Annotated in this window: 22 protein-coding genes; 13 read left to right on the top strand and 9 right to left on the bottom strand. The window is 76.5% G+C overall.

Annotation, left to right across the window (positions count from 1 at the left end; genetic code table 11):
* The first annotated feature begins 23 nt into the window (after positions 1-23).
* Genes ACWEPX_RS17160 through ACWEPX_RS17170 form a run of 3 tightly spaced genes read left to right on the top strand, consistent with a single transcriptional unit; the run spans position 24 to position 3,126 of the window.
* Complete coding sequence (locus ACWEPX_RS17160) at positions 24-1,046, top strand: glycosyltransferase (protein ID WP_451898148.1); 1,023 nt, start codon at positions 24-26, stop codon at positions 1,044-1,046.
* Between the two features lie 50 nt (positions 1,047-1,096).
* Positions 1,097-2,248, top strand: coding sequence for a glycosyltransferase family 4 protein (locus ACWEPX_RS17165; RefSeq protein WP_451898149.1), 1,152 nt, complete (start codon positions 1,097-1,099; stop codon positions 2,246-2,248).
* A gap of 20 nt (positions 2,249-2,268) precedes the next feature.
* Complete coding sequence (locus ACWEPX_RS17170) at positions 2,269-3,126, top strand: glycosyltransferase family 2 protein (RefSeq protein ID WP_451898150.1); 858 nt, start codon at positions 2,269-2,271, stop codon at positions 3,124-3,126.
* Here ACWEPX_RS17170 and ACWEPX_RS17175 read toward each other — a convergent pair.
* Both ACWEPX_RS17175 and ACWEPX_RS17180 read right to left on the bottom strand, forming a co-directional pair.
* On the bottom strand, positions 3,123-3,485 hold the full coding sequence (locus tag ACWEPX_RS17175) for a hypothetical protein (RefSeq protein WP_451898151.1): 363 nt from the start codon (positions 3,483-3,485) through the stop codon (positions 3,123-3,125). The genes ACWEPX_RS17170 and ACWEPX_RS17175 overlap by 4 nt on opposite strands.
* A gap of 82 nt (positions 3,486-3,567) precedes the next feature.
* The gene (locus tag ACWEPX_RS17180; RefSeq protein ID WP_451898152.1) at positions 3,568-4,665 is read right to left on the bottom strand and encodes a mannose-1-phosphate guanylyltransferase; all 1,098 of its coding nucleotides are present in this window, start codon (positions 4,663-4,665) and stop codon (positions 3,568-3,570) included.
* Positions 4,666-4,708: 43 nt separating this feature from the next.
* On the opposite strand from ACWEPX_RS17180, the gene ACWEPX_RS17185 reads away from it, so the two are divergent.
* A complete protein-coding gene (locus ACWEPX_RS17185; protein ID WP_451898153.1) occupies positions 4,709-5,617 on the top strand; it encodes a DNA-3-methyladenine glycosylase family protein in 909 nt (302 codons plus the stop codon).
* 9 nt (positions 5,618-5,626) lie between these two features.
* On the opposite strand, the gene ACWEPX_RS17190 is transcribed toward ACWEPX_RS17185, so the two are convergent.
* From ACWEPX_RS17190 to ACWEPX_RS17210, 5 genes are read right to left on the bottom strand one after another with little or no spacing between them, the layout of a single operon-like run.
* Positions 5,627-5,989: a GntR family transcriptional regulator gene (locus ACWEPX_RS17190; RefSeq protein ID WP_451898154.1), complete on the bottom strand. Its 363-nt coding sequence runs from the start codon at positions 5,987-5,989 to the stop codon at positions 5,627-5,629.
* Between the two features lie 7 nt (positions 5,990-5,996).
* Positions 5,997-6,533, bottom strand: a complete 537-nt coding sequence (locus tag ACWEPX_RS17195) for an NUDIX hydrolase (RefSeq protein WP_451898155.1) — start codon at positions 6,531-6,533, stop codon at positions 5,997-5,999.
* Positions 6,530-7,858 carry a coenzyme F420-0:L-glutamate ligase gene (locus ACWEPX_RS17200; protein WP_451898156.1) on the bottom strand — a complete coding sequence of 443 codons (1,329 nt, stop codon included), beginning with the start codon at positions 7,856-7,858 and terminating at the stop codon, positions 6,530-6,532. The genes ACWEPX_RS17195 and ACWEPX_RS17200 overlap by 4 nt, the downstream gene beginning before the upstream one ends.
* Entirely contained in the window at positions 7,851-8,849 is a 999-nt protein-coding gene (gene cofD / locus ACWEPX_RS17205; protein WP_451898157.1) for a 2-phospho-L-lactate transferase, read from the bottom strand. Before cofD ends, ACWEPX_RS17200 begins: the two co-directional genes overlap by 8 nt.
* Positions 8,850-8,884: 35 nt before the next feature.
* The gene (locus ACWEPX_RS17210) at positions 8,885-9,634 is read right to left on the bottom strand and encodes a site-2 protease family protein (RefSeq protein ID WP_451898158.1); all 750 of its coding nucleotides are present in this window, start codon (positions 9,632-9,634) and stop codon (positions 8,885-8,887) included.
* Positions 9,635-9,862: 228 nt separating this feature from the next.
* Here ACWEPX_RS17210 and ACWEPX_RS17215 point away from each other — a divergent pair, with 228 nt between their 5' ends.
* Both ACWEPX_RS17215 and ACWEPX_RS17220 read left to right on the top strand, forming a co-directional pair.
* Positions 9,863-10,174 (top strand): WhiB family transcriptional regulator, encoded by a 312-nt coding sequence (locus ACWEPX_RS17215; protein WP_451898159.1) that lies wholly within the window; start codon positions 9,863-9,865, stop codon positions 10,172-10,174.
* A gap of 142 nt (positions 10,175-10,316) precedes the next feature.
* Positions 10,317-13,601 carry a glycosyltransferase gene (locus tag ACWEPX_RS17220; protein ID WP_451898160.1) on the top strand — a complete coding sequence of 1,095 codons (3,285 nt, stop codon included), beginning with the start codon at positions 10,317-10,319 and terminating at the stop codon, positions 13,599-13,601.
* Here the strand turns inward: ACWEPX_RS17220 and ACWEPX_RS17225 are convergent.
* Complete coding sequence (locus ACWEPX_RS17225; protein WP_451898161.1) at positions 13,598-14,062, bottom strand: metallopeptidase family protein; 465 nt, start codon at positions 14,060-14,062, stop codon at positions 13,598-13,600. The two genes, ACWEPX_RS17220 and ACWEPX_RS17225, sit on opposite strands and share 4 nt — an antisense overlap.
* A 108-nt stretch (positions 14,063-14,170) precedes the next feature.
* Here ACWEPX_RS17225 and ACWEPX_RS17230 point away from each other — a divergent pair, with 108 nt between their 5' ends.
* From ACWEPX_RS17230 to ACWEPX_RS17260, 7 genes are all read left to right on the top strand, one after another.
* Entirely contained in the window at positions 14,171-14,530 is a 360-nt protein-coding gene (locus ACWEPX_RS17230; protein ID WP_189209799.1) for a DUF3499 domain-containing protein, read from the top strand.
* 58 nt (positions 14,531-14,588) lie between these two features.
* Entirely contained in the window at positions 14,589-15,938 is a 1,350-nt protein-coding gene (locus ACWEPX_RS17235; RefSeq protein ID WP_451898162.1) for a phosphomannomutase/phosphoglucomutase, read from the top strand.
* 80 nt (positions 15,939-16,018) lie between these two features.
* Positions 16,019-16,216 (top strand): Trm112 family protein, encoded by a 198-nt coding sequence (locus ACWEPX_RS17240; RefSeq protein ID WP_451898163.1) that lies wholly within the window; start codon positions 16,019-16,021, stop codon positions 16,214-16,216.
* Positions 16,213-17,307, top strand: coding sequence for a hypothetical protein (locus tag ACWEPX_RS17245; protein WP_451898164.1), 1,095 nt, complete (start codon positions 16,213-16,215; stop codon positions 17,305-17,307). Before ACWEPX_RS17240 ends, ACWEPX_RS17245 begins: the two co-directional genes overlap by 4 nt.
* A 16-nt stretch (positions 17,308-17,323) precedes the next feature.
* Positions 17,324-18,532, top strand: coding sequence for a mannose-6-phosphate isomerase, class I (gene manA, locus ACWEPX_RS17250; protein ID WP_451898165.1), 1,209 nt, complete (start codon positions 17,324-17,326; stop codon positions 18,530-18,532).
* Between the two features lie 71 nt (positions 18,533-18,603).
* Positions 18,604-19,530 carry a cation diffusion facilitator family transporter gene (locus tag ACWEPX_RS17255; RefSeq protein ID WP_451898166.1) on the top strand — a complete coding sequence of 309 codons (927 nt, stop codon included), beginning with the start codon at positions 18,604-18,606 and terminating at the stop codon, positions 19,528-19,530.
* Between the two features lie 66 nt (positions 19,531-19,596).
* Entirely contained in the window at positions 19,597-20,874 is a 1,278-nt protein-coding gene (locus ACWEPX_RS17260) for a glutamate mutase L (RefSeq protein WP_451898167.1), read from the top strand.
* On the opposite strand, the gene ACWEPX_RS17265 is transcribed toward ACWEPX_RS17260, so the two are convergent.
* On the bottom strand, positions 20,871-23,198 hold the full coding sequence (locus ACWEPX_RS17265; protein ID WP_451898168.1) for a hypothetical protein: 2,328 nt from the start codon (positions 23,196-23,198) through the stop codon (positions 20,871-20,873). The genes ACWEPX_RS17260 and ACWEPX_RS17265 overlap by 4 nt on opposite strands.
* Between the last annotated feature and the right edge of the window lie 62 nt (positions 23,199-23,260).

The following is a 23,260-nucleotide window of genomic DNA, read 5'->3' on the forward strand; positions in this document are numbered from 1 at the left end:
GGCGACGACCGTACCCTGGCCCGGTGCCCACGCTCGCCGTCATCACCGAGCAGCTGCTGGCCCCGGTGCCCGGCGGCACCGGGCGCTACACCCGCGAGCTGGCCGCCGCCCTCGCCGCGGCGCCGCCGCCGGGCTGGCAGGTGGTCGGGGTCACCGCCTGCCACCGCGACACCGCCGCCGCCGAGGTCGTCCCGACGCGCAGGCTGCCCCTGCCGCGCCGGGCGCTCACCCTCGCCTGGGAGCGCGGGCTCCCGCCGCGGCCGCGCGCGGCCAGCGTGCACGCGACCACCCCGCTGGCCCCCGACGGCGCGGTCGTCACCATCCACGACACCGTCCCCTTCACCCACCCCGAGACGCTGACCCCGCGCGGCGCGGCCTGGCACCGGCGCATGATCCGCCGCGCGGTCGCCCGCGCCCGGGCGGTCGTCGTCCCCACCCGCGCCGTCGCCGCCGACCTCGCCCGCCACGCCCCCGGCCCGGCCCCGGTGCACGTGGTCGGCCACGGCGTCACCGCGCTCCCGGCCCCGGCCGCGCACCTGGACCTGCCGCCGGAGTACGTCCTGGCCGTGGGCACCGTCGAGCCGCGCAAGGGGCTGGACGTGCTGGTCGAGGCCATGCCCGCCGTCGGCCTGCCGCTGGTCGTCGCGGGCGCGCCGGGCTGGGGCGGGGTCGACCTCGCCGCGCTGGCCGCCCGCGCGGGGGTGGAGGTGCGCGCGCTCGGCCGCGTCACCGACGCCGAGCTGGCCGCCGCGCTGGCGGGCGCGTCCGCCTTCGCCGCGCCCAGCCGCGCCGAGGGGTTCGGGCTGCCGCTGCTGGAGGCGATGGCCGCAGGCGTGCCGGTCGCGCACTCCGACGACCCCGCGCTCGTCGAGGTCGCCGCGGGCACCGGCGCCGTCGCCCGCCGCGGCGACCCGGCCGACCTCGCCCGTGCGCTGCACGAGGCGCTGGCCGCCCCGGCGCAGCGGGTCGCCCGGGCGCGGGCCAGGGCCGCGGAGTTCACCTGGGCCGCGGCCGCCGCCCGGGTGTGGTCGATCCACCTGCGGTGAATTCCCCCGTTCGGGAGATCCCCCGGCGGGCACGCCGTACGCTAGCCCGCGTGTCTACGGCCGATCCGCGTGTCCTGATCGACGCGACCGCCGTGCCCGCCGACCGCGGCGGCGTTGGCCGCTACGTCGATTCCCTCGCCGCCGCCCTGGACGCCGACGGGGCCGCGCTCAGCATCGTCTGCCAGCCGCGCGACGCCGTGCTCTACAGCACGCTGGCCCCGCACTCGCGCATCGTCCCGGCCGCCGAGGCCGTCACCGCCCGCACCGCCCGGCTGACCTGGGAGCAGACCACGCTGCCCCGGCTGGCCCGCAGGCTCGGCGCGCAGGTGCTGCACTCCCCGCACTACACGATGCCGCTGGCCGGGCCCGCCGCCTCGGTGGTCACCCTGCACGACGCCACCTTCTTCACCGACCCGGTGCTGCACCACTCGATCAAGGCCCGCTTCTTCCGCGCCTGGACCAAGGCCGCGCTGCTGCGCGCCGGGCGCTGCGTCGTGCCGAGCGCGGCCACCGCCGACGAACTGGTGCGCGTCGCCGGGGCCGCCCGCGACCGCATGGAGATCATCCAGCACGGCGTGGACACCGAGCGCTTCCACCCGCCCTCGCCCGCCGAGGTCGCCGCCGCGCGCGCCGCGATCGGCCTCGGCGACCAGGAGTACGTGGCGTTCCTCGGCGCGCTGGAGCCGCGCAAGAACGTGCCCGCCCTCATCCGCGGCTTCGCCGCCGCCTGCCGGGGCCGCCCCGACCCGCCCGCGCTGGTGCTGGCCGGGCAGCCCGGCTGGGACCACCAGATCGAGCGCGCGCTGGACGCCGTGCCGCACCGGCTGCGGGTGATCCGCGCCGGGTACCTGCCCTTCGACGGCCTGGCCGGGTTCCTCGGCGGCGCCGCGCTGGTGGCCTACCCGTCGCTGGGCGAGGGGTTCGGGCTGCCGGTGCTGGAGGCCATGGCGTGCGGGGCGTGCGTGCTGACCACCCGCAGGCTCTCCCTGCCCGAGGTCGGCGGCGACGCCGTGGCCTACTGCGGCGTCGGCGCGGGCGACATCGCCACCGCCATCGCCGACCTGCTCGACGACCCGGCCCGCCGCGCGGTGCTCGCCGCGGCCGCGCAGGAGCGGGCCAAGGAGTTCACCTGGGGCGCCTCAGCCGAGCGGCACCGCGAGGTCTACGCCCGCGCGCACGCCGCGCACCGGCGCTCGCGCTGAGCCTGGCAGGATGTCCGACTGTGACCGACACCAGCTATGGCGACGCCCTCGCCGTGGTCATCGTGACGTACTCGCCCGGCGCGACCCTGGCCCGGTGCCTTGAGACGCTGACCAAGGCGACCACCCGCCCCGTGCGGGTCGTGTTGGCGGACAACGGTTCCACCGACGGCGCACCGGAGGCCGCGGCGGCCGAGCGGGACAACGTCACCCTGGTGCGCACCGGGGGCAACCTCGGCTACGGCGGCGGGGCCAACCGCGGCGTCGCCGAGCTCTCCCGCGAGCACGGCTGGGTCGTGGTGTGCAACCCGGACCTGGAGTGGCGGCCGGGGGCGCTCGACGAGCTGCTCGCCGCCGCCGACCGCTGGCCGCGCGGGGGCGCGTTCGGCCCGCTGATCACCGGGCAGTCCGGCGAGGTCTACCCCTCCGCCCGCGAGGTCCCGTCGCTGGGCCGCGGCATCGGCCACGGCCTGCTCGGCATGGTGTGGCCGTCGAACCCGTGGACCAGGGAGTACAAGCAGCTCGGCCGGGTGCCGCGCGAGCGCGAGGCGGGCTGGCTGTCCGGCTCGTGCCTGCTGCTGCGCCGCGCCGCGTGGGATTCCGTCGACGGCTTCGACTCCCGCTACTTCATGTACTTCGAGGACGTCGACCTCGGCGAGCGGCTCTCCCGCGCGGGTTGGCAGAACGTGTACGTGCCCTCGGCCGAGGTCATGCACATCCAGGGCGCGTCCACGGCGAAGGTGTCCAACCACATGCTCGCCGTGCACCACGAGAGCGCCTACCGGTTCATCGCCGACCGCCACCCGGGGTGGAAGTGGGCCCCGGTGCGCGGCGCGGTGCGCGCGGGCCTGGCCCTGCGGCTGAAGGCGCAGTCGCGCTAGAGGCCGCCGTCGAGGCGTCGGCTGAGGCTGGAGCGGTCGGCGCCGGGCTGCTTGGTGGTGGGCAGGATGCCGCCGACCTCCTCGGCGGGCGGGGCCTGCCGGGGCAGCCGCTCGGTCGGCCGCGGCGGGGACGCCAGCGACTGGGTCGCCGCCTCCTGGGCGATCGCGGGCAGCTCGTCGGCGATCGGGAAGACCGAGGTCACCTCGGGGTCCTGGTCGGCGTTGCGGACGACCATGCGCGGGATCTGGATGGTGGCCGCCGCGTCCATCGGGCTGGTGGCGCTGTCGGGGGTGACGACGTACGCGCCGCGGGCGCGAGCCCTGGCCAGGATGGCTTCGGCTCGCTCGCGGGGGTCCATGCCGCGCCCTTCCTGCCGACCGGGAGTGCTGGTGCCAGGGTAGCCCGATCGCCACGCGGCGTCAGCGGGACTTACCGGGAAATCAGAGGAAATCGGTGGCTCCGCGGTCGCGCAGGAGTTCGGTGAGCCGCTTGATGTCCTGGGCGCGGTCGCGGCGGCACACCAGCACGGCGTCGGCGGTGTCGACCACGATCACGTCCTCGACGCCCAGCGCCGCCACCAGCCGCCCCCCGGACGGGACGATCACGCTGCCCGCGCTGTCCACGGCGACGACCTTCGCCGGGTCGCCGACCGCGCTCGCGCCCGCGACGTCCACGCCGAGCAGGTCGCCGAGGGTGTCGAAGTCGCCGATGTCGCTCCAGCCGAAGTCCCCGGGCACGGTCGCCACCAGCCCGTCGGCGGCGGCGGGCTCCATCACCGCGTACTCCACGGCCACCTTGGGGATCGTCGGCCACACCTCGGCGAGGACAGCGTCCTGGTCGTCGGTGTCCCAGGCCGCGGCGATCCGATCGATCGGCCCGGCGACGTCCGGGCGGCGGGCGCGCAGCTGGTCGAGGAAGACCGCGCAGCGCCAGACGAACATGCTGGCGTTCCACAGGTAGCTGCCCGACTCGACGTAGCGGGTGGCCAGCTCCAGGTCCGGCTTCTCCTTGAACTCCAGCACCGGCTGGATCACCGAGCGCTCGGCCTGCTGGCTGCACCGCAGGTAGCCGTAGCCGGTCTCCGGGCGGGTGGGCGTGATGCCGATGGTCATCAGCCTGCCCTCGCGCGCCCCGTCGACCGCCCGGCCCACGGTGTGGGCGAACTCGGCGGTGTCGGCGATGAGGTGGTCGGCGGCGAAGGAGGCCATGACCGCGCCGGGGCTGCGCCGCTCGATCACCGCGGCGGCCAGCGCGATCGCCGCGCAGGAGTCCTTGGCCAGCGGCTCGACGATGATGTTCGCCGCGGGCACCTCGGGGAGCTGGCGGGCCACCGCGGCCGCGTGCGCGGTCCCGGTGACCACGTGCACCCCGGCGGGTCCGGCGATGGGGGCCAGCCGGTCGAACGTGGCCTGCAGCAGGGACCGGTCGGTGCCGGTCAGCGGGTGCAGGAACTTCGGGCGCCCGGCGCGCGACAGCGGCCACAGGCGGGTGCCGCTCCCCCCGGCGGGCACGACGACGTGCAGGTCGGTCACGGACATCCTCTCGGTGCTGTCCGGCAAGCCTAACGGGTAGCCTCCGGTGGTGACCGCCCTCCTCGACCGCAGCTGGACCCCGGTGGGCGCGCTGGACCTCGCCGCCGTGGTGCGCCCGCTGCGCCGCGGCCCCGGCGACCCGGCGTTCCAGGTCGACGCGCGGGGCACCTGGCTGGCGGCCAACACCCCGGCCGGACCGGGGACGCTGTGCCTGCGCGCGGTCTCCGGCGAGGTGCTGGCCTCGGCGTGGGGCCCGGGCGCGGACGCGCTGGTCGACGGGGTTCCCGCGCTGCTGGGCGCCGATGACGACGACGCAGGCTTCGTCGCCCACCACCCGCTGGTCGCCGAGGTCCGCCGGGGCAGGCCGGGGCTGCGGCTGGGCTCGACCGGGCGGGTGTGGGACGTGCTGCTGGCGGCCATCCTGGAGCAGAAGGTCACCGGGACCGAGGCGCACCGCTCGTGGCGCTGGCTCGCGCGCCGCTTCGGGGTCGCGGCCCCCGGTCCGGTTCCCGAGGGCATGCGCGTGCCACCGACGCCTGCCGCGGTCCTGGCCATCCCGGACTGGGAGTGGCACAAGGCGGGCGTGGACGGCGGTCGCCGCCGCGCGATCATCGCCGCCGCCCAGGTGGCCGACCGCCTGGAGCGCGCGGCCGAGCTGCGCGGCGCGGAGGGCCGGATGTGGCTGCGCAAGGTCCCCGGCATCGGCGTCTGGACCGCGGCCGAGGTGGCCCAGCGCGCCTGGGGCGACCCGGACGCGGTGAGCATCGGCGACTACCACCTCGCGCACATCGTCGGCCACGCGATCCTGGGCAGGCGCGTCGACGACGCCGGGATGCTGGAGGTCCTCGCCCCCTACGCGCCCCAGCGCCACCGCGCCGTCTGCTACATCACCGCCGCGGGCCTGGGCAAACCCCGCTACGGCCCGCGTTTCTCGCCGCGCGACTACCGGTCGATCTAGCGGACCGGTCTAGCTCAGGTGCCGGTCGAGCGCCGCGGTCACGATGGCCCTGGCCTCCTCGGGCGCGATGGCGTAGCGGCGGCAGAGGGCCGCGTAGTCGTCCGCGGCGGCCAGGAGCAGCTCGCGCGGGCGGTTGCCCGCGGAGGCGACGAAGGTGCCCGCCCGGCCCCGGGTCTCGACCAGGCCCGCCTCCTCCAGCTCCCGGTACGCCCGCGCCACCGTGTTCACCGCCAGCCCCAGCTCCGCGGCCAGCGCCCGCACGGTCGGCAGCTTCGCCCCGACCGCCAGGGACCGCTCGGCGATGCGCTGGGCCAGGCCCGCCCGCACCTGCTCGTACGGCGGCACCGGGGACGCCGGGTCCAGGGTGATCATGGAGTGATCATCGCAGGGCCGCCAGCATCCGGCCGATCCCGGCCACCCCGCCGGGGTCGGCGGGCAGGGCGTCGACCGGCCACCACCGCAGGTCGGTGGACTCCGACGAGCGCACCGCGGCCGCCCCGGCCGGGGCGTGCACCACGAACCGCACGTCGAAGTGGCGGGTCGGCACGCCCAGCGAGCAGGTGATCGGGTGCACGTCCAGGTGCAGCGGCACCGGGTCGATGGTCAGCCCGGCGATCCCGGACTCCTCCTCGGCCTCCCGCAGCGCCGCGCCCACCAGCGAGGTGTCCAGCGGCTCGCAGTGCCCGCCCAGCTGGAGCCAGCGGCCCACGCGCGGGTGCAGGGTCAGCAGCACCTGCGTCCCGGTGTGGTCGAACACCAGCGCCGACGCGGTGATGTGGCCCGACGCGCACGACCGCCAGCAGGCGTCCGGCAGCGCCGCGAGGTAGCCCAGGTACGCCTGCCGCAGCGACTCCTGCGCCGGGTCGGCAGGCGCCCACGAGTCCAGGGTGGACACCACGTCCGCGTGCAGCGTCACAGCTCCACCCAGCCTTCGCCCGGCCGCGGGTCGCGCGGGGCCAGCGGCTCCAGCGGGTGGCCGACCGCGACCGCGCCCAGCGGCTCCCAGTCGGCGGGCAGCCCGAGCACGTCCCGCACCACGTCGGCGCAGAACATCGTCGACGACACCCAGCACGACGCCAGGCCCTCGGCCGCCAGCGCCACCAGGAAGCCCTGCACCGCGGCACCGCCCGCGACGGTGAACATCGACCGCTCCGCGGCCGCGCGGCGCTCGTCGGGGTAGTGGTGCGCGCCGTCGCGGACCAGGAACGGCAGCACGATCTCCGGGGCCCGGTACAGCAGGTCGCCGCGCGCGACCCGCCGGTCGATCCGCGCCGCGGACCAGCCGTCGGCGGCCAGGTCCGCCCGCCAGGCCGCGCGCATCGCGTCCAGGAGCACCTCGCGCTTGGTCGTCACGTGCGCGAACCGCACCGGCCGCGTGTGGTGCGGCGCGGGGGCGGTCAGCCCGACGGCGGCCGCGCGGCGCAGCACCGCGGGGTCGACCGGGTCGGGCGCGAACTCCCGCACCGAGCGGCGCAGCAGCACGGCCTCCCGGCGGCCCTGCTCGACGGCCAGGTCGGTGCCGAGCCGGAAGAGGTCGTGCTCGACCGGGCGCAGCAGGTCGCGGGCCGTGCCCGCGCCGCCGATCTCCAGCCCGCGGACCACCGCGACCGGCATCCCGCCGAGCTTGCCCTTCACCAGGTCGGCGGCCGCGGCGATCTCGTCGGCCACCGCGATCGTGGTCACCGCCAGCTCGTTGCCCTGGCCGTCCACCTCGCCCGCGTACGGGGCGAGCACGGCCAGCCCGCTGGCCCCGATCGCCGCGTCGGTCTGGCCCACCCGCCACGCCCGGCCCATCGTGTCGGTCACCACGACGGCGACCTCCACGCCCAGGCGCTCGCGCAGCCCGGCGCGCAGCGCCGCGGCGCTGGCGTCGGGGTCGACCGGCAGCAGCGCCACCTCGCCGCGGGCGACGTTGGAGGTGTCCACCCCCGAGGCCGCCTGCACGATGCCCAGCCGGTTCTCGGTGATCAGCGAGTTGCGGTAGCGCGCGACGACCCGCCGCGCCTCCTCGCGCACCAGCTCGCGCCGCCGCTGCTCGCGGGCCTCGGGGTCGGCGGGCACCGCGACGAGCTGGCCTTCCACTTTGGACACGACCTTGCTGGTGACGACCACCACGTCGCCCGAGCGCAGCCAGGGGGCCGCCGCCGCGATCGCGCCGGTCAGGTCGTCGCCGGGGCGGAACTCGGGCAGGCCGGGCACCGGCAGGACCTCGACCTTCCCGCGGGCGCCGTGCTCAGCCAACGTCGACCCCGCCCAGGTCGAAGGCCGCCCGCGCCATCGCCGCGGTCGCGTCCACATCGGACATCAGCAGCGGCACCGCGCGCACCGCCACGTTCGGCACGTCCGCCGCGTCGCCGGTGTGCACCAGCCAGCCGTCGAGGATGCCCTGGTCCGAGCACGCCCGGGAGCCGTAGTGGCGGCCGACGGCCTCGGCGGTCGTGGGCACCCCGATCGCGGACAGGCAGGCGTCGGCCATCCCGCGCACCGCCTTGTCCCGCACGATCGGCGACAGGCCGACCACCGGGGCGTCCGTCTTGCGCAGCGCCGTGCGCACGCCCGGCACCGCCAGCACCGAGCCGACGCTCACCACCGGGTTCGACGGCGCGATCAGCACGATGTCGGCGCCTTCGATCGCCTCCAGCACCCCCGGGCCCGGGGTCGCCTCGTCCGCGCCCACCGGCACGATCGACTGCGCCCGCGGCTCGGCCCGGTAGCGCACCCACCACTCCTGGAAGTGCACCGCCTTGCGCTCGCCGGTGTCCGGGGCGTCGATCACCACGTGCGTCTCGACCCGGTCGTCGGTCATCGGCAGCAGCCGCACGCCCGGCTTCCAGCGGTCGCACAGCGCGGCGGTGATGTCGGAGAGCTCGTAGCCCGCGCGCATCATCCTGGTGCGCACGAGGTGGGTGGCGATGTCCCGGTCGCCGAGGTTGAACCAGGTCCCCTCGGTGCCGTAGGCGGCCAGCTCGGCGCCCACGGTCCAGGTCTCGTCGGCCCGACCCCACCCGCGCTCGGTGTCGATCCCCCCGCCGAGGGTGTACATGCAGCTGTCGAGGTCCGGGCAGACGCGCAGCCCGTGCAGCCACATGTCGTCGGCGGTGTTGACGATCGCGGTGATCTCGTGCGCGGACGGCTCCGGCGGCTCGCCGACGGCGGGCAGCCCCAACAGGTGTTTGACGCCGAGCAGGAACCGGGCTCCACCGACCCCGCCGACGACTGCGACAACCTTCACGCGCGCGATCCTCCCACGCCGGGGTGAAACCGGGGTCAGCGCCAGAAGAAGAACAGCCCCTGCCCGATCCCGGCGTGCAGCGCGTCGCCGCCGATGGCCCCGTAGGCCGACAGCACCACGTCCCAGAACACCGCGGACGCGCCGGGGATGCCGATGAGCACGGCGAACAGGATCAGCGGCGCCCACGGCCGGGCCTTGGCCCCGATGCGCCGCGCGTCGTGGGACAGGTAGGGCTCCAGCGCGCCCCAGCCGTCCAGGCCGGGCACCGGCAGGATGTTGAGGACGAAGGCGGCCAGCTGGAGCAGCGCCAGGAAGGACAGCCCCGCGGCGAGGTTGGCTGGCGGGGAGAACACCGCGACCGCCAGCACCAGCAGCACCCCGAGCGCGAGGTTGGCCAGCGGCCCGGCCAGCGACACCCGTGATTCCACCGCTCGGGAGCGCAGCGCGTAGTGGTTGATCCACACGGCGCCGCCGGGCAGCGGGATGCCGCCGACGGCCAGCAGCAGCAGCGGCAGCAGCAGGCTGAGGACGGGGTCGCTGTAGCGGCGCGGGTCCAGCGTCAGGTAGCCCTTGAAGTAGACCTCGCGGTCGCCGCCGCGGAAGGCGACGATGGCGTGGCCGAACTCGTGCAGGCACAGCGAGACCGCCCACCCGCCGAGCACGAGCAGGAAGACCCCGGCTTTGACGGCGGTGTCGTCGTCGAGCAGGGTGAGCAGCGCGCCCCCGACGGTGACGGCGAGTAGGCCGAGGAACACGGGCGAGGGGCGGATCGCTGATCTCTGCACGCCTCCAGTGTGGCAAGTTTCGCGGAACTCGGGCCGCCGGAGTGGTATCTGGCCGTGTTTCCGCTGGTACCCGAATGGGTGTAGGCCGCGCATACCTCATCACCCACCTGGGGGCTTCGCTTGACCCGCCGCCGCGACACGGGTGTAATCACATCGATGTCATTCGCCACGGGGACGGCCTATGGCATCCGCCAGCCGGGGAGTGCGGAAGGCGAGGAGGCGGGCGCAATGCAGGGATTCGGAGACAGGGGCAACGTCGTGCAGCCGGCGGAGTGGGAACGCCAGGAGGCCGGGTTGCCCGGCTTCGGCGACGAGGCCGACGAACAGGAGTGGCAGGAGCGCGCCCTGTGCGCGCAGACCGACCCGGAGGCGTTCTTCCCGGAGAAGGGCGGCTCGACCCGGGAGGCCAAGCGGATCTGCCTCGGCTGCGAGGTGCGCGCCGAGTGCCTGGAGTACGCCCTGGCGCACGACGAGCGCTTCGGCATCTGGGGCGGGCTGTCCGAACGGGAGCGCAGGAAGCTGAAGAAGCGGGCGGTCTGACGCCCGGCTGACCGGCGGCCGGGGCGGCGGCGGCCGGTGGGCGCCCGCGGATCGCCTCCCCCTGGCACGCGCCGCCGGGGCGCCGAACTACCGTGTCGGCAGTGGCCGGTGGGGCCACCCGACCACGGGAGGTGTGCGCGCCGTGCCGCCCAGGCCCCACGTGACCACGGTGCCGGTGCTGGCCGTGCTGGTCTGCCACGACGGAGCCGAGTGGCTGCGGCTGGCGCTCTCCGCGCTGCGCCACGCCACCCCCCGCCCGCGGCACGTCGTCGCCGTCGACACCGGCTCCGCCGACGAGACCCCCGAGCTGCTGGCCGCCGCGGCCACCGGACCCGACCGGGTGCTCGACGGCGTGCTCACCCTCGACCGGACCACCGGCTACACCGACGCCGTGCACGCCGCGGTCGACCACGCCGTGGAGCGCTGGGGCGACCCGGGCGGCTGGATCTGGCTGCTGCACGACGATTCCGCGCCCGAGCCGGACTGCCTGGCCAACCTGCTCGACGCCGCCGACATCGCCGCATCGGCCGCGGTGCTCGGCCCGGTGGCCGTGGACTGGCGCGACCCGCGGATGGTGGTGGGCGCCGGGCTGTCCACCGATGCGTCCGGGCACCGGCAGACCGGCATCGGACCATCCGAACTGGACTGGACCCGGCTGGGCCGGGAGTTCGAGCAGAGCACCGAGGCGCTCGCGGTGTCCTCGGCCGGGATGCTGGTGCGCCGCGCGGTCTGGCAGGAGCTGGGCGGCTTCGACCGGGCCGTGCCCGCCCTGCGCGAGGACATCGATTTCGGCTGGCGGGTCAACCGGTCGGGGCGGATCGTCCTCTGTGTCCCGTCCGCCCGCATCCGGCACGCCCGCGCGGTGGCCGCGCAGCTGCGCGGGGTCGACACCGAGGTGGCCGGGCTGGGCGGGATGGCGCTGGACCGCGCGATGGGGCTGCGCACGTTCCTGGTCAACTGCGGGCTGCTCTCGTTCCTCATCGGGGTGCCCCGGCTGACCGCGTTATGCCTGCTGCGGGCGCTGGGCTTCGCCATGCAGCGGCGGCTGGCGGAGAGCCGGGCCGAGCTGCGCGCGCTGTCCTATGTGCTGGGCGGGCGGGCCGGGCTGCGGGCAGGCCGCGCCGCCCGCGCGGTCAGCGGCGGGCCGGGACCGGTGCCCGGGCTGTTCACCAGCAGGCTGACCCGGCTGCGCAACACCGCGCGCGGCGTGGTCGCCACGCTGGTGCGGCGGCGGGTCGCCGCGGACGCCGCGCTGGGCAGGCTGCCCCAGGAGTCGGCGTGGCTGCCGCCGCCCACCGAGCTGCGCAAGCCGCCCACCGGCCCGCAGGCGCTGCCCGCGGGCGCGTCCGGGCGGCCCCGCCACGCCGGGCTGCGGCGGCCGAGTCGCGCCGTGGCCGTGTCGATCCCGGCGTCGATCCCGGACGCCGAGGTTCCCCGGCCGAGCCCGCGCCCGCGGCCGTCGCCGACCCCGCGCGACGGAAGCGGGCCGCCGCCCGCGCCCGACCTCGTGCTGGTGTCGGTCGACCGCGGCCGGGTCGTCCGCCAGCTCCTGCTGTCCCCGCCGCTGCTGCTGCTCGCCGGGCTGGTCGGGCTTGCGCTCGTGGTCAACCACGCCCGGCTCGGCCTCCCGCTCGCTGGCGGGCGGCTGCTCCCGGTCGGCGACTTGGGCTCGGTGTGGGAGCAGTACCTGGCCGCCTGGCACGGCGTCGCGGGCGGCACGGCCGCCCCGGCGCCCGCCGCGCTGGCGGTGGTGGGGGCGCTGGGCGTGGTCCTGGCGCCGCTGGGCGGGGCGCAGGCCGCGGTGGCCGTGCTGCTGCTGGCCGACCTGCCGCTGGCGGGCCTGTCGGCCTACCTGGCCACCCGCCGCGCGCCGGTGCGCCGCTGGGTGCGGGCGCTGCTGGCCACCGGCTACGCGCTGCTGCCGCCCGCGTCGGCGGCCGTGGCCCAGGGCAGGATCGACGCCGTCGTCGTGCACATCCTGCTGCCGCTGGTCACCGCCGGGGTGATCGCCCTGCTGGCCCGGCCTGCGGCGGGCGGGCGCTGGCTGTCGACCGCGGCCGCGACGGCGGCCGGGCTGGCCGTGGTCGGCGCGTTCGCGCCGCTGGCCCACCTGGTGCTGGTCGTGGTGGCGCTGGGCGGGTTCGTCCTGGTGCCCGGCGACGGCCGCCGCCGCGGCGCGGCGCTGTTCCTGCTGGTGCTGATGCCGCTGGCGCTGCTGCTGCCCTGGCCCGCCGTGGTGATCCAGCATCCCGGCGTGGTCGTGCACGGTTTCGGCGCGCCCGTGCCGACCCCGGGCGTCGGGCTGCCCGAGCTGCTGGCGCTCTCGGCAGGCGGGCCGGGCGCGTGGCCCTACCTCGGCGCGGTCGTGGTGCTCGCGGTGCTCGTCGGCGTCGCGGTCCGGCCGAGCCGGGCCGTGCTGCCCGGCCTCGGGCTGGCGCTGCTGGGCGCGCTGGCCGTGGCGCTGGTCCACGTCGTGCCCATGACGCCGCTCGGCGGCCTGGAGCCCGAACGCGGCTGGACGGGGACGCCGCTGCTGATCGCGGGCTGGGGGCTCGTGCTGGCGCTGGTCGGGCTGTGCCGCACCGGCGGCAAGGTGTCGTTCGCGCGGCCGGTCGCGGTGCTCGGCGTCGCGGCGCTGGGGGCGCTGGCCTGCGGGGTGGTCGTGGCGGGCCGGGCTGGTCCGCTCGCCGCCGACGGCGGCCCGCGGCTGACCGCCCCGCTGACCGCGGAGCTGGCCGAGACCCAGCGCTGGGTGCTGACCGCAGACGACCACCCCCGGCTGACCGCGGGCCGGCTGCCCGCCTTCGGCGACGACGACCTCGCACCCCCGCCCGCCGCGGTGGCCCGGCTCGCCGACTGGGCCGCCGACCTGCGCAGCGGCGACGGCGCGCTGGTGCGCCCGGCCGTGGCCAGGGCGGCCGCGGCGGGCGTGCTGTTCATCGTGCTGCCCGAGGACGCGGGCTTCCAGGCCGCCGCTGGCGACCTCGTCGGCCCGGCCCCGCCGACCACCGACGGCCGCCCGGTCTACCGCGTCCGCCTCACCGCGGGCCCGGCCACCCTGCTCTCCCCGGAGCTGGCCCGCACCGCCGTCACCGGCGGCGTCCCCCCGACCTCGGCGGGCGCGGAGGGCGTGGTCGCCGTCGACGCCACCCCGCCCACCGCCGCCGCCCGCGTCTCCGACGGCCCCGAGGGCAGGCTCCTGGTCATCAGCGCCAACGACGAACCCGGCTGGACAGCCACCGTCAACGGCGAACAGGTCCCCACCACCCGCGCCTGGAACCACCAGGTCGCCGTCCCCCTCCCCACCCGCTCAGCCCTGGTCACCGTCGAACAACCCGCCGCCCTGCGCGGCGTCCTGCTCCTGGTCCAGGGCGCGGTGGTCCTGTTCACCGTGCTGACGGCGATCCCGGGGAGGCGGCCGGACTAGTCGCCGCCCTCGACGACGCCCGGGTCCAGGCCCAGGTAGGCGGCGATCTGCTCGACCAGGACGTCGTGGACGAGGTCGGCGAGGTCGGCGCCGTCCTTGGCGCGGGCTTCCAGGGGGCGGCGGTAGAGGACCACGCGCGCGCGGGTCGGCTGGCCGCGGCGGTCCACGCCCGCGCGGACCAGGCGGGACAGGGGGACGCCCGCGTCGGCGATCAGGCCGTCCGGGGGTTCGCCGGTCGGGACCTCGGGCACGTCGTCCACGGCGACGTCGAGCTTGGTCAGCTCGGTGCGCCAGCGGGCCTCGATGGGCTCCAGCGCCTCCAGCACCACCGCGTCGAACTTCTCCGCCCGGGTGCTGGCCGCGGGCAGCGACGACGGGATCAGCGGGCCGCGCAGGCCGCGCCCGTGCCGATCGCGGTGCCTGCGGCCGCGGGAGCGGCGGGAACGTCGGGCGGTGACCACGTCCAGAAGGGTAGCGGCCGCCCCCGACTGCCCCGGATGGCCGCATCGGGGCGTGTCGCGGGAGCTATTGCGGCGCGGCGGCCCCCGGAAGCGCTATCGTCAGCGATCGTGCGGAGCGTGCGTCGATGTTCGCGAACCGGGTGCATCAACCCGGCCGTCGCGACGCTGACCTATGCCTACGCCGACTCGACCGCCGTCGTCGGCCCGCTGGCCACCTACGCCGAGCCGCACAGCTACGACCTCTGCGAGGAGCACGCGCTGCGGCTGACCGTCCCGCGCGGCTGGGAGGTCGTGCGCCACGACGGCGAGTTCGCGATGCCCGAGCCCAGCGTCGACGACCTGACCGCGCTGGCCGAGGCCGTGCGCGAGGCGGGCCGGGTCGACCGCCCGGTGCCCGAGCCCGAGCCCGGTCCCAGCGGCCCCCGCCGGGGCCACTTGCGGGTGCTCCCCGACCCGGTATCGGACTGACCGGTAGCGAAATCGGTAGGCTCCATCCGGCACACGCAGCCGACCAGGGGAGTACCACGTGCGCGACCTGTCCGGGGTCTTCAAGGCATACGACGTCCGCGGTGTGGTGGGTGAGCAGATCGACGCCGAGCTGGTGCGCGCCACCGGCGCGGCCTTCGCCCGACTGGTCGGCGGGCCCGCCGTCGTGATCGGCCACGACATGCGCGACTCCTCGCCCGGCCTGGCCGCCGCCTTCGCCGACGGGGTGACCGCCCAGGGCGTCGACGTCGTGCTGATCGGCCTGGCCAGCACCGACATGCTGTACTTCGCCTCCGGCAAGCTCGACCTGCCCGGCGCGATGTTCACCGCCAGCCACAACCCGGCCAAGTACAACGGCATCAAGCTCTGCCGCGCGGGCGCCGCCCCGGTCGGCCAGGACAGCGGCCTGGCCCAGATCCGCGCCGACGTCGAGGCCGGGATCCCGGACGCCGACGGCCCCCGGGGCACGGTCACCGAGCAGGACATGCTGGCCGACTACGCCGCCTACCTGCGCACGCTGGTCGACCTCTCCGGCTCCCGCCCGCTGCGCATCGTGGTCGACGCGGGCAACGGCATGGGCGGGCACACCGTCCCCTCGGTGTTCGACGGCCTGCCCATTGAGGTCACCCCGATGTACTTCGAGCTCGACGGCACCTTCCCCAACCACGAGGCCAACCCGCTGGACCCGAAGAACATCGTCGACCTGCAGGCCAAGGTCCGCGAGGTCGGCGCGGACGCGGGCGTGGCCTTCGACGGCGACGCCGACCGCTGCTTCATCGTCGACGAGCGCGGCGAGGCGGTCTCGCCCAGCGCGATCACCGCGCTGGTCGCGGTGCGCGAGCTGGCCAAGGACCCCGGCGGCACGATCATCCACAACCTGATCACCTCGCACGCGGTGCCCGAGATCGTCCGCGAGCACGGCGGCGTGCCGGTGCGCACCCGCGTCGGGCACTCCTTCATCAAGGAGGAGATGGCCCGCACCGGCGCGATCTTCGGCGGCGAGCACTCCGCGCACTACTACTTCCGCGACTTCTGGCGCGCCGACACCGGCATGCTCGCCGCGCTGCACGTGCTGGCCGCCCTGGGCGAGCAGGACCGGCCGCTGTCCGAGCTGACCAGCGCCTACGCCCGCTACGCCGCCTCCGGCGAGATCAACTCCACGGTCGCCGACCAGCAGGGCCGCATCGGCGCGATCAAGGCCGAGTTCGGCGCCCGCGACGGCGTCGAGGTCGACGAGCTCGACGGGCTCACCGTCACCCTGCCCGACGGGTCGTGGTTCAACCTGCGCGCCTCCAACACCGAGCCGCTGCTGCGGCTCAACGTCGAGGCCCGGGACGCGGCCGCGGTCGCCGCGCTGCGCGACGAGGTGCTGGCGATCGTGCGCGCCTGAGCGCGGCCAGCCCCCCGCGCGCACCGGCACCGCGCCGGAAACCGGCGCTTGAGACACTGGACATCGAGGAGGAGACCGCGATGGCAGTCGAGCTTGACCCGCAGCTGTTGGACATCCTGGCGTGCCCGTCCGACGACCACGCCGCGCTGGCCGTCGGCCGCCCGGACGACCCGGAGGCCGACGCGCTGACCTGCACCGAGTGCGGCCGGATCTACCCGGTCGAGGACGGCGTGCCGGTGCTCCTGCTCGACGCCGCCGAGCAGCCAGCAGACCGGTGACCTCCCTACCCGACGACACCCTGCTGGACGACGCGGTCCGGCTCGGTGATGCCGACCCCGACGGGCTGCTGCGCGCCGCGGCCCGCGCGGGCGCGCAGGTGCGCGCCACCGCGGAGGCCGCGGCCGAGGCCGGGCTGTCCCGGCTGTCCGGGGAGCGCCCGCGGGCCATCGTGCTGATCTGCAGGCCGGGCCTGTCGCCCGCGGTGTGCGAGCTGCTGTCGGCGCTGCTCGGGCCCGCCTGCCCGGTGCCGGTCGTGGTCGCCGAGCAGGCACCGGTCTGGGTGGGCGCGCTGGACGTGGTCGTGGCCCACACCGACGACCCCGGCGACACCGTGCTGGCCGAGTCCGTCGACCGCGCCTGCCGCCGCGGCGCGGCCGTCGTGCTGACCGCGCCCGCCGAGGGGCCGGTCGCCGCCGCGGCCGCGGGCCAGGCCGTGCACATCACCCCGCGGGTGCCCGTGCCGCCCGGGTTCTCCTTCGCCGCCGCCTACACCGCCGGGCTGCTCGCCCTCGGCGCGCTCGGCCTGCTGCGGGTCGACATCGACGCGCTGGCCGACGAGCTCGACCGGGAGGCCGAGCGCTGCCACCTGCAGCACGAGACGTTCGTCAACCCGGCCAAGTCGCTGGCGCTGCGCGTCGCCGAGCACATCCCGCTGCTGTGGGGGCTGGACCCGGTGGCCACCGGCGTCGCCCGGCACGCGGCCCAGGTGCTGTCCACCCACACCGACCTGCCCTGCGACGTCGCCGACTACCAGCAGGCCGCCAGCCGCACCGCCCTGCACCGCGCCGCCGTGCGCGCCGCGGCGGGCCGCGACATCTTCGCCGACCCCGACGACCTCGACGGGGGCGCCGTCCCGGCGCCGCGCACCCTGCTGCTCGCGGTGCGCAGCCTGCCCGGCGACCCGGTGCGCCACCAGGCCGCCGAGGTGCTGCCCGCGGTCGAGGTGCTCGCCCCCGGGCAGGAGCTGGGGGTGCCCGAGCCGATCGGGGCCGCGGTGCTGGCCCTGCGCTTCGAACTGGCCGCCCTGTACCTGGGGCTGGCAGCGGGTACCACGGGGGGATCGGGGCGCTACGCCCCGGCGACCGCGTGAGTTAGGGAGTAGGCAAGTGGAGTTGTTGCGCAACGCGGTGCGTCCGTATGCGTGGGGGTCGCGCACGACCATCGCCGAGCTGCTCGGCCTTCCGGTGCCCGCCCCGCACCCGCAGGCGGAGCTGTGGATGGGCAGCCACCCCGGCGACCCGTCGGTGCTCATCGACGCCGGGTGCACGCTGCTGGAGCGCATCGACGCCGACCCGCCGGGCCAGCTCGGCGCGGCGACCGCCGAGCGCTGGGGCGGCAGGCTGCCGTTCCTGCTCAAGATCCTCGCCGCCGAGGAGCCGCTGAGCATGCAGGCCCACCCGTCGGCCGAGCAGGCCGCGGAGGGCTGGGCGCGCGAGGAGGCGCTGGGCATCCCGCGCGACGCCCCGCACCGCAACTACCCCGACCCCACGGCCAAGCCCGAGCTGGTCTGCGCGCTGACGGAGTTCCACGCCCTGGCGGGCTTCCGCGACCCGCACCGCACCGTCGAGCTGCTCGACGCCGTGCGCACCCCGGGCCTGTCCCCGCACATCGACCTGCTCGCGGGCCAGCCCGATGGCGACGGCCTGCGCGCGCTGTTCACCACGTGGATAACGCTGCCCTCGACGGCGCTGCAGGCCCTGATGCCCGACCTGCTGGAAGCCTGCGTGCGCCACGTCAAGGACCGCGGCGAGTTCAGCCTGGAGTGCCGCACGGTGCTGGAGCTGGCCGAGCGCTACCCCGGCGACGCCGGGGTGCTGGCCGCGCTGCTGCTCAACCGGCTGGTGCTGGGCCCGGGCGAGGCGATCTACCTGCCCGCGGGCAACCTGCACGCCTACCTGCACGGCACCGCCGTGGAGATCCTGGCCAACTCCGACAACATCCTGCGCGGCGGCCTGACCCCCAAGCACGTGGACGTGCCGGAGCTGCTGCGCGTGCTCGACTTCCGCTGCGGCCCGATGCCGGTCAACACCGGCACGGCGGACGGGCGGACGCGCGTCTACCGCACCGACGCCCCCGAGTTCGAGCTGTCCCGGGTGGACTGGGCCGCGGGCGAGGCCGAGCCCGTCGCGCTGGGCGGCGCCGCGCCGCGCATCCTGGTGTGCACCGCGGGCGCGGTCGAGGTGGAGTGCGGCGGGCGGGCGCTGGTGGTGACCCGCGGGTCGTCGGCGTGGCTGTGCGCCGCCGACCCCGAGCCGGTGGTGCGCCCGGTCGCCGACGCGCCGTCGCAGGTCTTCGTCGCGACGGTAGGTTCGTAGCACGCGCGCGGCCCCCAGCCTCTAGGCTTCGCTTCCGTCCGTTGCGTCGGCCCCAGTCCTTAGGAGTAGCCGTGGCCGCAGGGGGAAGCACCAAGGCGATCCTCGCCGCGTTGTTCGCCAACGCCGGTATCGCCGTGTCCAAGTTCATCGGCTTCCTGATCACCGGGTCGTCCTCGATGCTGGCCGAGTCGGTGCACTCGGTCGCGGACACGTCGAACCAGGGGCTGCTGCTGCTCGGGCAGAAGACCTCGCAGCGCAAGGCGACCAAGGAGCACCCCTTCGGCTTCGGCCGCGACCGCTACTTCTGGTCGTTCGTCGTCGCGCTGCTGCTGTTCAGCCTCGGCTCGGTGTTCGCGCTGTACGAGGGCATCCACAAGCTCACCCACCCCGAGCCGCTGTCCTCGCCGCTGGTCGCGGTGGTCATCCTGGTGGTGGCGATCGTGCTGGAGTCGTTCTCCTTCCGCACCGCCATCATCGAGTCCTCGAAGATCAAGGGCGACGCGAGCTGGTGGGGCTTCATCCGCCACTCCCGCACCCCGGAGCTGCCGGTCGTGCTGCTGGAGGACGCGGGCGCGCTGTTCGGCCTGGTCTTCGCCCTGATCGGCGTCGGCATGGCGACCATCACCGGTGACCCGGTGTGGGACTCCATCGGCACGCTGGCCATCGGCGCGCTGCTGGGCGTCATCGCGATCATCCTGATCATCGAGATGAAGTCGCTGCTGATCGGCGAGGGCGCCACCGACGCCGAGCTGCGCACGATCACCGACAAGCTGGCCACCGGCAAGGTCGCCCGGGTCATCCACATCCGCACCCAGTACGTCGGCCCGGACGAGCTGCTCGTCGCCGCCAAGGTCGAGCTGGTGTCCGGGTTGGACGTGGCCGGGGTCGCGGCGGCGATCGACGACGCCGAGGCCAGGGTGCGCGCCGCGGTGCCCGCCGCGCGGCTGATCTACCTGGAGCCCGACCTCTACCGGGAGTCCGCGGTCGTCTCCGACTAGGGCCACCGCGGCTGCGCGGCCGGTGGGGGCGCACGCGCCCGCGTGAGCGGGGGTTAACCTCTCGGCGTGCCGTGGCTGTGCGTTGACGTCGGGTCCACCTGGACGAAGGGTGCGCTGGTCGCCGCGGACGGCGCCCTGCTGGGCACGGCCCAGCACCGCACGACCCCGCCCGAGGTGCTCGACGGGGTGGCGGCGGTCGCCGCCGCGCTGGGCGAGGCCCCGGTCCTGGTCTGCTCGTCGGCGGGCGGCGGGCTGCGGCTGGCCGTGGTCGGCCAGGAGCGGCTGGTCAGCGCCGAGGCCGGGCACCGGGTGGCGCTCTCGGCCGGGGCGAAGGTGGTGCACGTGTCCTCGGGCCCGCTCGACGGGGCCGGGGTGCGCGAGCTGCGCGCCGCCCGCCCCGACGTGGTCCTGCTGGTGGGCGGCACGGACGGCGGCGACGAGCGGGTGCTGCTGCACAACGCGCGCAGGCTCGGGGCCAACCGCATCCGGGTGCCGATCGTGCTGGCGGGCAACGCCGCGGCCCGGCAGGCCGCGCTCGACCTGCTGGCCGGGCGGGTCGTCGTGCCCACCGGCAACGTGCTCCCCGACGTCGGCGAGCTGGCCCCCGGGCCCGCGCGGGCGGCGATCCGCTCGGTGTTCCTCGACCACGTGATCGGCGGCAAGAACCTCTCCCGCGGCCCCCGCTTCCGCCGCCTGGTCCGCACGGTCACCCCCGACGCCGTCCTGTCCGGCGTCACCCGCTTGGCCGCGGTGCGCGCCGCGGCGGAGGCGGGCGCGGTCGTCGTGGTCGACGTGGGCGGCGCGACGACCGACGTCTACTCAGCCGTGTCCGATGTGGACACCTCCGGCCGCACGGTCGCGCTGCCCTCGGACCGGCGCACGGTGGAGGGCGACATCGGCATGCGCTGGTCGGCCCCCGGAGTCGTCGCGGAGGCCGCCGCCGAGCGCATCGGCGGGGCCGACCTGGCCGAGCACGCCCGCCGCTGCGCGTCCGATGTGGACTGGGTGCCCGCCTCGGCCGCCGAGGCCGACGCCGACCTGCGCCTGGCCGCGCTGGCCGCCGTCCTCGCCGTCCGCCGCCACCTGCGCTTGGTGGACGGCGACTTCGGCCCCCGCGGCGTCGGGGTGCTGGTCCTCTCCGGCGGGGTGTTCCGGCACGCCCGCGACATCGCGCCCGTCGAGCAGGCCCTGCGCGACGACCCCGTGCTGCGCCCGGTCCTGCGCAACGCGGTGGTCTCCGTCGACCGCGACTACGTCCTGGCCCCGGCCGGGCTGCTCGCCGACGCTGGCCACCGGGCCGCCGCAGACGCCCTGGTCAGCCGCCTGGCGGGCGGCGAGGGCTAGGCGAGCACGCGGGTGGGCCAGGGCAGCCCGCCGGTGTCGTCGGGGTCCAGGCCCGCGGCTAAGGCCACCGCGCGGTCCCACTCCGGGTCGGCGGTGTAGTTCTTGCCCGCCTGCACGCCCGGGCACCAGCGGCGGCCGGTGAAGGGGCCGTGCATCGGGTCCGGCAGCCAGTGGTCGCCGCCGAGGACCAGGGCGCCGGTCGGGGAGCGGGTCGCGGCGGGCAGCGGGCCGACGGTGCCGTCCGGGCGCAGGCCGGTGCCCAGCAGCCTGCCGTCGACGGCCATCCGGTTCCACGTCAGCACCGCCCCGCCCATCGGGTCGGTGCCCCGGCACAGCGCGCGCCAGCGGGTGCCGAAGCTCGCCGCCGTGGCCGCCAGCGCCGGGAACGGCACGACCGAGGGGAACGCGCGCAGGTAGGCCCACTGCAACTGGGTTCCCACGGTCACCAGGCCCAGCCGCATGCGCTCGGGCTCGTTCACCGAGTCCAGCAGCCGCGCCGCCGCGACCAGCACCAGCAGCCCGCCCTGGCTGTGCCCGGTCAGCACCACCCGGGTGTGCGGGTCGCGCAGGTGCTCGGCGGCGCGGGTCGCCAGCTCGGGGACGACCTTGAGCGCGTAGCTCGGCGGCACGGCCGGGTGCGCCTCGCGCGGCCAGAAGCACGCCAGGTCGGCCAGCACGCCCAGCCGCCTGCCCGCCTCCGGCTCCCGCGCCGCGTTCTGCACCGCCCGAAGCAGCGACCCGGCGAGCAGGCCGAGCGCGAGCACGCCGATGGCGCCCAGCGGCTCCAGCCGCGGCGCGACCTGGTGGCCGAGGAAGCGCATCGCCACCGCCACCGCGGTGCCCGCGGCCAGGAACGCCGCCACGGCGAGCACGACGCGGTGCAGGTTGCGGCGCTGCCAGTCGGCCAGCCGCCACGCCCGCCTGCCCGCGGCGGCCGCGCCCGCGTCGGCCCCGGCCAGCAGGTCGGCCTCCGGGGTGCGCCCGCCGCGCAGCAGCCGCGCCGCCGAGATCGCCGCGGCGGGCAGGGCGACCGCGGCGGCCAGCACCCCGCCCGCGCCCCAGAGCAGCGTCACCGAGGTGTAGCCCGGCGGCAGCCGCATCCCGTCGAACCCGATCACCGTGCGCAGGGTGATCGCCAACCCCGCGCCGAAGCCGCCGCCCAGCAGCGCCGCCACCGCGACCACCGGCGCGGCCATCCACCCGCCCGCCCACGGCCGCAGCCCGCGCGGCAGCTCCCGCCACGTGCGCCGGGCGATCCGCGCCGCGGGCGCCAGCAGCACGCCGAAGAGCACGATCACCACGATCAGCGCCGCCGCCACCGCGTCCACCGTCGTCCCGGTTCCGCGCGGCACCGCGGGCACCGGGTCGACCGCCGCCGCGGCGCCCAGCACGGCCAGCACGCCCAGCGCCGCCAGCACCCGCCCGCGCCCGACCGCCGCGCGCAGCAGCCGCCCGCCGCGCCCCGGCCGGACCCCGCGCGGGTCGTCGAGCAGCAGCGCGCCCAGCGCGCACACCCCGAGCAGCGCCAAGGCGAGCACCCACGGCACGAACGCGCGCACCGGGTCGGGCGCGGCGAACGGCCCGGCCAGCGCCAGCGCCACCGCGGCCAGCGCGGCGACCAGGTGCAGCGCCCGCAGCGCCGGGGTGTCCGGGTCGGCCACGAGGTTGCGCCCGGGCAGGTCGACCCGCACGTTCGGCGGCGCGTCCGGCGGGTTCGGCGCGGCCGGGGTCTCCCACGCCACGCACGACACCCGGTGCAGCACCAGGACCAGCAGCAACACCGGCACCACGGCCACCGCTTGGCGGAACGGGTACGCCCGGCGCAACCAGTCCGGCACCCACCCGACGCAGTCCGCGCCGGGCGCGAGGCATTGCACCGCCAGCAAGTCGTAGGTGACGACGGTCGCCTGCACGACGAACAGCACCGTCAGCAGCAGCGCCGCCAGCCGCAGCAGCGCGCGCAGCACCCCGCCGAGCAGGCGCGCGGGCCGGTGCCCGCGCGGCGGGGGCGGCAGCATCCAGTGCGCCATGTTGGCCAGGGCGAAGGGGAACAGCAGCGCCCAGGCCGCCTTCGCCCAGCCGCCGGAGGTCATCGCGCCCCACACGTAGCCCTCGACGACCCGCGACACCGAGCGGCCCTCGGCGCGCAGCACCGGGCCGGGGGCCGGGCGCAGCAGCCGGTCGGCCGGGCGCACGACCCGCCCCACGCCGTCGCCTGCGACGTCGACGGCGGAGACCGCCGACACCAGCGATTCCGGTGTCGTGCCCATCATCCCGTGCACGCGCAGCTCGACCACGCGCGTCTCCGCACCCGTCGGCAGCACGGCATCTCCGATCGTGTCCCCTCGGCGAATGAGCCCGATCGGCGAGGGTCAGCCGGGCATCC

This window comes from Actinokineospora sp. NPDC004072, from assembly GCF_053604195.1.